This window comes from Staphylococcus coagulans, from assembly GCF_002901995.1.
GTDB lineage: Bacteria > Bacillota > Bacilli > Staphylococcales > Staphylococcaceae > Staphylococcus > Staphylococcus coagulans.
Genome location: NZ_PPQN01000032.1, coordinates 28205 through 35864, shown reverse-complemented (window position 1 = coordinate 35864; position 7660 = coordinate 28205). Strand labels below are relative to the sequence as shown.

Annotated in this window: 11 protein-coding genes and 2 pseudogenes; 12 read left to right on the top strand and 1 reads right to left on the bottom strand. The window is 37.2% G+C overall.

The features are described from left to right. Positions 1-103 precede the first annotated feature (103 nt). Positions 104-331: a hypothetical protein gene (locus CD118_RS07700; RefSeq protein WP_103356515.1), complete on the bottom strand. Its 228-nt coding sequence runs from the start codon at positions 329-331 to the stop codon at positions 104-106. Positions 332-407: 76 nt separating this feature from the next. Between CD118_RS07700 and CD118_RS12375 the strand changes: the two are divergent. From CD118_RS12375 to CD118_RS07650, 12 genes and pseudogenes are all read left to right on the top strand, one after another. Next, a pseudogene (locus tag CD118_RS12375) lies at positions 408-479 on the top strand (hypothetical protein); the annotation flags it as partial. A gap of 61 nt (positions 480-540) precedes the next feature. Then, a pseudogene (locus CD118_RS07695) lies at positions 541-717 on the top strand (phage repressor protein); the annotation flags it as partial. Next, entirely contained in the window at positions 714-938 is a 225-nt protein-coding gene (locus CD118_RS07690) for a hypothetical protein (protein WP_065354050.1), read from the top strand. The pseudogene CD118_RS07695 and the gene CD118_RS07690, both read left to right, overlap by 4 nt. Further along, positions 926-1096, top strand: a complete 171-nt coding sequence (locus CD118_RS12010; protein WP_169925596.1) for a hypothetical protein — start codon at positions 926-928, stop codon at positions 1094-1096. Before CD118_RS07690 ends, CD118_RS12010 begins: the two co-directional genes overlap by 13 nt. Positions 1097-1184: 88 nt before the next feature. After that, on the top strand, positions 1185-1445 hold the full coding sequence (locus CD118_RS07685) for a DUF1108 family protein (RefSeq protein WP_103356514.1): 261 nt from the start codon (positions 1185-1187) through the stop codon (positions 1443-1445). An 11-nt stretch (positions 1446-1456) separates the two neighbouring features. Beyond that, the gene (locus CD118_RS07680) at positions 1457-1672 is read left to right on the top strand and encodes a hypothetical protein (protein WP_100008573.1); all 216 of its coding nucleotides are present in this window, start codon (positions 1457-1459) and stop codon (positions 1670-1672) included. Beyond that, entirely contained in the window at positions 1665-2150 is a 486-nt protein-coding gene (locus CD118_RS07675; protein ID WP_103356513.1) for a siphovirus Gp157 family protein, read from the top strand. The genes CD118_RS07680 and CD118_RS07675 overlap by 8 nt, the downstream gene beginning before the upstream one ends. Beyond that, the gene (locus tag CD118_RS07670) at positions 2150-2857 is read left to right on the top strand and encodes an AAA family ATPase (protein WP_096636702.1); all 708 of its coding nucleotides are present in this window, start codon (positions 2150-2152) and stop codon (positions 2855-2857) included. The genes CD118_RS07675 and CD118_RS07670 overlap by 1 nt, the downstream gene beginning before the upstream one ends. A 123-nt stretch (positions 2858-2980) precedes the next feature. After that, on the top strand, positions 2981-4201 hold the full coding sequence (locus CD118_RS07665) for a DEAD/DEAH box helicase (RefSeq protein WP_103356512.1): 1221 nt from the start codon (positions 2981-2983) through the stop codon (positions 4199-4201). Between the two features lie 21 nt (positions 4202-4222). Then, positions 4223-4726 carry a DUF669 domain-containing protein gene (locus CD118_RS07660; protein WP_103356511.1) on the top strand — a complete coding sequence of 168 codons (504 nt, stop codon included), beginning with the start codon at positions 4223-4225 and terminating at the stop codon, positions 4724-4726. Between the two features lie 28 nt (positions 4727-4754). Next, positions 4755-7061, top strand: coding sequence for a phage/plasmid primase, P4 family (locus tag CD118_RS07655; RefSeq protein ID WP_103356510.1), 2307 nt, complete (start codon positions 4755-4757; stop codon positions 7059-7061). A gap of 289 nt (positions 7062-7350) precedes the next feature. Next, positions 7351-7659: a VRR-NUC domain-containing protein gene (locus CD118_RS07650; RefSeq protein WP_103356509.1), complete on the top strand. Its 309-nt coding sequence runs from the start codon at positions 7351-7353 to the stop codon at positions 7657-7659. Position 7660 lies beyond the last annotated feature (1 nt).

Here is a 7660-nt window from a genome sequence, read left to right as displayed (position 1 = left end):
TTCCAGTATTATTTTTAAAAATTCAACTTTTTTTCGTTGAAAACGATATAAGCGAAGAGGACTGCAAGGTACTAGCTCGCATGCTCAACGCTTATTACGAAGATTAAATTCTTAAATCATTTCTGATTTTAAGACCGTTAGATTTTTGTCCAGGTTTTTTCTTCTTTTGTTCATCGACAATAGTTTGATTGTATTCAACTGCCCGCTCAAAAGCTTTTATATACAAATCAAAATAGTGTTCAACAGAAGAATCTATGTTTTCTGCTTTTGGAACATTTGGGTTAGAAACAAAAGCGGATGCAAACTTATCTGGATCAATAAACTGTTTCATTATGTAACACCCCCAATCTAACGCAATAGCGTTAGGTACATTATACACAACATTTTAAAAGGAAGGAGGACAAATAATGAAAGGATTATACAAAGTAACCCTCCTTATCACAATGGCAGTTGTGACTTGGAAGGTTTGGAAGATAGAGGGAATCGTTAGTAAAAATCATTATTTGTCAAAATCTTCAATTCGTACAGCACGACCTTCAGCTGTATCAAAACATTAACAATGATGTAAATACAATGGCCGGAATTAAAACGAGAACGCAGTTAAGACAGAAACATTTTAACGATGTAATGGACATCATTTCAAATTGGTTTCCATCACAATCAACAATGTACGTCATTAGACAATTAGAAATGGACTTTGAGGAGGGGAACGAATGAAAAAGCAATTTTTGACCATAAAGGAATTACAGGTTCTAACTGGTGTATCGAAAAGTAAGGCTACATCTATCACTAGAGCTTTAAATGAAAAAATGGAAGAAGAGGGGTTTGTTGCTATTAGAGGTAAAATTCCAATTCAATTAGCACGCGAAAAATTTCCGTATAACGATTTGTCAGATGAAGCTGTTAAAGAATTGGAGGAACAAGCATGCAATATTTGATCGCATGGTTCAACACCGTATCAGTCGCTATCGTATTGACAACTGTCTTAGCATTCAGTGGCGTGTACTTCACTACTATTCTGTTTGTCGTAATCCTATCAGAAGCCGTGACGTACAACGGCACAAAAGCGGTTTTACGAAGCATTAAAAAAGACTGATAGCAACGGCAATTGCTAATCAGTCGAGGGATAATTATTTCAGAAAAATATCTATCCCTAATTTACCACAATTAGGAGGAATTGAAAAATGTATTTCCCGAAAGGCGAAGAATATACAGGAATTATTGAAGTAGAAGGCTTCAAATTCCGTAAGCATGTCACAAGACAAGATGATTACATCTTGATTGAAATCACTGACATGACATACAAAATCATCGCAGAAACGAAAGTGTCCGATATTTCAGATGTAGATATTGCACAAGAGGTTATCAGTGCAGCGTTGTATGACTACATCGAATACCAAACAGACGATTTAGACAAAATCATGGCACAACTCATTAAAAACTAGGAGTAAACATCATGGAAAACGAAAAAATGTTAATCACATTAGAAAGATACGACCAACTCATCGCAGAAAGAGCGGTTTACAAAAATGAAGCCCAACGTTTAGAAGATGAAAATATCGAGCTTAAAGCTCAAATTAAGGATTTGGAAGAAGAGAATAATAAAATTCCATTGATTCATTTCAACACATCAAAAACTACTGATGAAGAGGAGGTGTTAATCGTTGACTAACTTATTCGATCTAAATCAAAACGAGCTCGCTATTTTAGAAATGCTTGAAAATGAAGAATTAAGTTTTGATGATGTGAAAGACACATTAGACGCCATTCAAGATGAGCAAAAACGTAAATATGACGCTATGCAAAAGATGATTCTTTCATTAAAAGGTGATGTGAACACGTTAAAAGAGCGTGAGAAGGCGCTTAGTAAACGTCGTAAATCGTACGAAAACAAAATCAAATCACTTCAAAATTACATGTTGGATTCGATGAGATTTAAAGGTGAAACGAAATTCAAGACTGAAGAATTTACCTACTTTATAAGAAAATCAGAAACTACGCAAATTGAAGATGAGAATGTAATACCTGAAAAATACAAAGTAGAACAAGCACCTAAAATCGATAAAACGCAAATTAAGAAAGATATCAAAGCAGGAATTGAAGTTGCAGGTGCCTCACTCGTCGAAAACGAAAGCTTAGGGGTGAGATGATGTCATTCAACATATCAAGCGCTAAAGACATTACTACAGATAAATCAACGTATTTAATCTACGGAAAACCTGGAAGCGGTAAAACGCACACACTTAACTTTCTGCCTGGTAAAACGTTATACGTGAATGTGGATAAATCAGAACGGCCACTAAAAGGCAATGAAAACGTTGATATTTTAAATTTCAATTCTCATGAAGCATGGCAAGAGTGGGGAGACCTAATGAAATGGTTTGCTGAAAACAAGCAAACGTTAAACAATTATGACACTATCGTGATTGATAATTTATCGGAATTGTTTAGATCCATGCTCGCAAATCTTGGTCGCTCAGGTAAAAATAACAGAGTTCCCGAAATGGCTCACTATCAACGTGTTGACTTCTTCACGATTGATAGTTTGCGATTCTTGCAATCATTAGGTAAACGCCTCGTGTTTCTTGCGTGGGAAACAAACTATGATTTTTACACGCCTGCAGGTCAACAAATCACACAATCTGTGCCGGATATACGCAAAACGATACGTGATAACGTTGCGGGATTATGTCAGGTGGTCGCTCGATTAATCGTTAATAAAGAATCGGGCAAACGTGGTTTTATCCTAATGCCGACAAATAACGTTTTTGCGAAGAATCAACTCGACGATAGAGAGCATTGCTTGCAAAGTGAATTGTTCAACGTCGGCGGGGAGGTGGTCAACAATGGCGACTAACTTCCAACTGCGCGATTACCAAATCGAATTAATTAATGGATTATATGATTCGATTGCAAAAGGTAATCAAAACATTATGGTACAGTCGCCTGCCTGAATGCAGGAAGCGGTAAATCAGTCACAATGTCAGAAGTTGCTAGAAGAGCCACAGATAAAGGGAACAGAGTATTATTTTGTGTCCACAGAATAGAACTCGTCAATCAGATTAAAAACACATTCCGTTTAAATAACGTTGACATGGATCTATGCCATGTCGACATGGTTCAAACAATCAAGAACCGTGTCAAACGTGGTGCAGAACCTGAACCATCAATCATCTTAGTTGACGAAGCACATCACTCGTTAGCTAAAACGTATATTGACATATTCGAAGCGTTTCCCACCGCTTATGTGTTTGGCTTCAGTGCGACACCATGCAGATTGAATGGTAGAGGTTTTACAGACGTGTTCACTGACTTAATACCCGGTAAAACCGTTAAGTGGTTAATCGATAACAAACGATTAGCACCGTTTAAATATTATTCGGTGAATTTACTCGATGCTAATCAACTTAAAACGGCAAGCACAGGTGATTATCGCAGTGATTCCATTACAAACGCGATGAAAAGCACGATTTACGGTGACGCCGTTGAAAACTACAAAAAATTTGCAGACGGTAAGAAAACAATCATTTACACACACAATGTTGAATCGAGTAAGCAGGTGGCTGAAAAATTCAATCAGTCAGGTTATAAAGCCCTACAAGTTGATGGTAAGACGCCTAAAGCTGAACGTGACGAAGCAATGCAAAAGTTTAGAAACAATGAAATACAGATTCTTGTCAATGCCGAATTATATGGAGAGGGTGTGGACGTGCCAGATTGTCACTGTGTGATACTGTTACGACCGACAAAGTCACTCACATTATTTATTCAGCAAACCATGAGAGCTATGCGTTATCAAGAGAATAAGACTGCAATCATTATTGATCACGTTGGTAATTACCTTACGCATGGTTTACCTACAACCGAACATGACTGGCACGAGCATTTTAAAGGCGTGGATAAGAAGAAACGTGAGGAAAATACTGTCATGGCTAAACAATGCCCTGAATGTTTCAGCGTAGTAGCGTCCACACATTCAGAATGTCCGTATTGTGGGCACGAGTGGAAGACAGAAGAACAAGAATTGCAGCAAGATACAGAAACAGAATTAGAAGAAATTACAGAAGAAACATTTATTAAATTAAATTTCAAAGAGCCTAAAGACTGCAAGAGTATGAAAGAGTTGTACGAACTCGCCGAATCACTTAACTATAAGCCTGGTTGGGCATATTATCAAGGCAAACATTTAGGACTAATATAAAAAAATCGGAGGAATAAAATTATGACGAATTTTACTTTAAACATGGAAGATACTTTTGACGGAGGAATTCAAGATGGCACATACGAAGCGGTCATCACGAAGTGTGAGGAAAACGTAACGCCGGGCGGTGCAGAACATGTCGACGTTAGATTGACAATCAGAAACGATGTAAACCAAAAATACAAAAACAACATCATTTTCCATAAAATTTGGAAAGCGAAAGCTACTGGTAAATACGACATGCGATTCTTCAACACAATCGGTGCAGCGGCACAGTTGCAACAAGGTAAGGCATATTCGTCAATCGAAGAGCTATTCAACGACTTTTTAGGTAAGCCAGTCAAAGTAACAGTTAAAAATGAAACATCAGAATACAACGGCAAAACTTATGAAAATTTAAATGTTAAACGTTGGGATAAAACTGCATTACCTGAAATGACACATCAATTTAAAACTACTGAAGACGGCAGTAATCCTTTTGCGGAGGGAGAAATTAACGTTGAAGACGATGACTTACCATTTTAATTCGTAAATAAAAACAAGGAGGGTTATTATGTACGACAATATACCTTACGAATTAAAAGAATTAGATCGTTGGTGTTGCTTCAGGATTGAGCAGGGTACAAACGGGCGTAAAACAAAACGCCCTTATAACCCTCTTACCAACCAAATGGCAAAATCAAACGATGAATCAACGTGGGTTTCATTCGAAGATGCTGCAAGTCTATCTATTAACTATGACGGTATTGGATTTTTCTTTAAAGAGCCTTATATCGGTGTTGACCTTGACGGTGTCGGTAAAGAGATTACCGAATATTTAGAAAATGAAGATGCTGAAAACATCGTTTCTGAGTTTGTGGAGATACTAGAAACCTATGCAGAAATCAGTCCGTCAGGAAACGGAATTCACTTAATCGTTAAAGGTGAATTACCTGCAAAAGGAAGAAGACGTGGCAACGTTGAGATTTATAATCACGGTCGATTCTTTACAATGACAGGCAAACACATTGGTGGTTATAACGGTATTTCAGAAGATGAGATGAATAAATTATCGTACTTACACAGTAAATACATTTTGAAACCTGATACAGAAAAGAAAATTATTAACACCAACAAAGGATTCGGCAATGACTTATCAGAAGAACAAATTATAGACATAGCTAAAAAATCAAAAAATGGTTTACGTTTTACAACATTGTATGAGGGTGATTGGTCACAATTCTACTCATCACAATCAGAAGCAGACTTAGCTTTCTGTAACGATTTAGCATTCTGGACTGCGCGTGATCCTCAAAAAATGGACGCTATTTTCAGAAAATCGGTTTTATATCGTGAGAAGTGGGATGAAAAACGTGGTGAAGATACGTACGGCAATATCACAATTTTAAGAGCAATCGAAAGTTGCAGTAACGAGTTTATTCCCGAAGTTTCACCTGACAATGATTTTCAAATTTACGTCATGGAACAAGACGTCAAGCCTGCAAAAAAAGACAAACGTTATTCTTACGATGACACAGGTAACGCTGAACGTTTGCGTGATTATTATGGTGATTACATTAGATACAACTACACAGCGAATGCATGGTTTTATTACGACGGGAAGCGATGGAAAAAAGATGATGCGGGTAAGATGAAGCACCTTGTGGATAAAGTTGTGAATAAGTTGAAAGATGAAAAACTGTACATCAGTAATGATGTGGACGAGGAAGATATGAAGAAGTATCGATACAGACATTGGAAAGATTCACGCAACCACAGTAAAAAAATCAACATGATGAAAGAGTGTCAGCATTTACTGCCGATTCATCATCATAATTTTGATGCGGATTTCACACTGTTTAACACACAGAACGGTTATATCGAATTAACTACTGGATTGTTGCACGAACATGAGAAAAACAAATTCTTCACTAAAATGAGTAACACAGAATATACCGATAATGCAGATTGTCCAATATGGCTTGATTTTTTAAACGACATCTTTTTGGGCAGACAAGAATTAATCAGCTATATCCAACGTGCAGTAGGTTATTCGTTATCAGGGTTTACCACAGAGCAAGTGTTGTTTGTGCTATATGGTAACGGTCGTAATGGTAAATCGGTGTTTTTAGACATCATGGGAGAAGTGTTCGGCGATTACTCAACGAATATTCGTCCGCAAGCGATTATGGCCGGAAAAAACAATTCTGATGCTTCACCGGAAATCGCAAAACTCGATGGCGCTCGATTCGTTACTACTACGGAACTTAACGAGGGCGACCGATTCGATGAGGGACTATTAAAACAATTAACAGGTGGCGACAAGGTATCAGCACGTCGACTATACGAAAACGAATTCGAGTTTACACCGCAGTTAAAACTATGGATGGCAACCAACCACAAGCCTTACGTTAGAGGCACTGACGAGGGAATCTGGCGAAGATTCGTCATCATACCGTTCGAAAAGCAAATACCACTGAACGAAGTTGATAAGGATCTAACACAGAAACTTAAAAAGGAATTACCTGCAATCATCAAGTGGTGCGTTGACGGCTATCTTGAATGGCAAAAAATCGGACTTGCCGAACCTAAAATCATCAGAGAGCAGAGAGAAGAATATCGTACAGAGATGGACCCGATAGAAATGTTTTTAGATGAGTGTTGTAGAAAAAGAAGTGAAACATCAAGAGTTAGAGGCAACGTGCTATTTCAGGCTTATGACATGTGGGCTAAAGAGAATCATCAGTACCGTATGACTAGTACTAAATTCGGTAAAGAAATGAAGAAAAAAATAAAATGGAAGCCATCAAACGGAATTCAATATTTAGGAATAGAACTTTTGAAAGAGTACAACCCTAATTTTATAAAACTCAACTTGTAATTTTACATTGTGGAAGGGTTATTGGAAGAGTTTTGGAAGAGTTTTAGAAAAACCCTTCCAGTCTTAAAACGTTGTTACAAAGCCTTTTATATTACTTTTATTTCTTATTTGGAAGAGTTGGAAGAGTAATAAGATAAAAGTAAATAAATAAAAAGAAATAGAAATAGTATTTAAAAAGTTTCCTGAAACCCTTCCAACTAATAAAAACTCTTCCAAATTATTGGGAGAGTAAGGGAGTAGCTGTATTTTAACTCCTCCTAAACTCTTCCAACTATTACGGAGGATACAAATGACAGAACAAGACATTCAAAACTTAATCAGAATTGCAGTTTCTAAAAATAATATGATTTTTCGGGCGAACGTTGGAAAAGTCAGAACTGCAGACGGACGAATTTTTGATACAGGATTACCACCAGGATTTTGTGACTTATTCGGTTTTAGACCTGATGGAAAAATATTTTTTATCGAAGTAAAGAAACCAGGTGGACGTGTTCGAGATGTGCAAAAGCATTTTATAGATGTGGTTAAACGTAACGGCGCTATTGCAGGCGTCGCATACAGTGTGGAAGATGCCTTGAAAATTATTGAGGAGGGTTAGT

What these genes read in the sequence shown, in the direction of transcription:
- CD118_RS12010 (WP_169925596.1), top strand. Translation starts at nt 926, where the DNA reads ATGCAATATTTGATCGCATGGTTCAACACCGTATCAGTCGCTATCGTA.
- CD118_RS07660 (WP_103356511.1), top strand. Translation starts at nt 4,223, where the DNA reads ATGACGAATTTTACTTTAAACATGGAAGATACTTTTGACGGAGGAATT.
- CD118_RS07680 (WP_100008573.1), top strand. Translation starts at nt 1,457, where the DNA reads ATGGAAAACGAAAAAATGTTAATCACATTAGAAAGATACGACCAACTC.
- CD118_RS07700 (WP_103356515.1), bottom strand. Translation starts at nt 331, where the DNA reads ATGAAACAGTTTATTGATCCAGATAAGTTTGCATCCGCTTTTGTTTCT.
- CD118_RS07685 (WP_103356514.1), top strand. Translation starts at nt 1,185, where the DNA reads ATGTATTTCCCGAAAGGCGAAGAATATACAGGAATTATTGAAGTAGAA.
- CD118_RS07670 (WP_096636702.1), top strand. Translation starts at nt 2,150, where the DNA reads ATGTCATTCAACATATCAAGCGCTAAAGACATTACTACAGATAAATCA.
- CD118_RS07690 (WP_065354050.1), top strand. Translation starts at nt 714, where the DNA reads ATGAAAAAGCAATTTTTGACCATAAAGGAATTACAGGTTCTAACTGGT.
- CD118_RS07650 (WP_103356509.1), top strand. Translation starts at nt 7,351, where the DNA reads ATGACAGAACAAGACATTCAAAACTTAATCAGAATTGCAGTTTCTAAA.
- CD118_RS07655 (WP_103356510.1), top strand. Translation starts at nt 4,755, where the DNA reads ATGTACGACAATATACCTTACGAATTAAAAGAATTAGATCGTTGGTGT.
- CD118_RS07665 (WP_103356512.1), top strand. Translation starts at nt 2,981, where the DNA reads ATGTCAGAAGTTGCTAGAAGAGCCACAGATAAAGGGAACAGAGTATTA.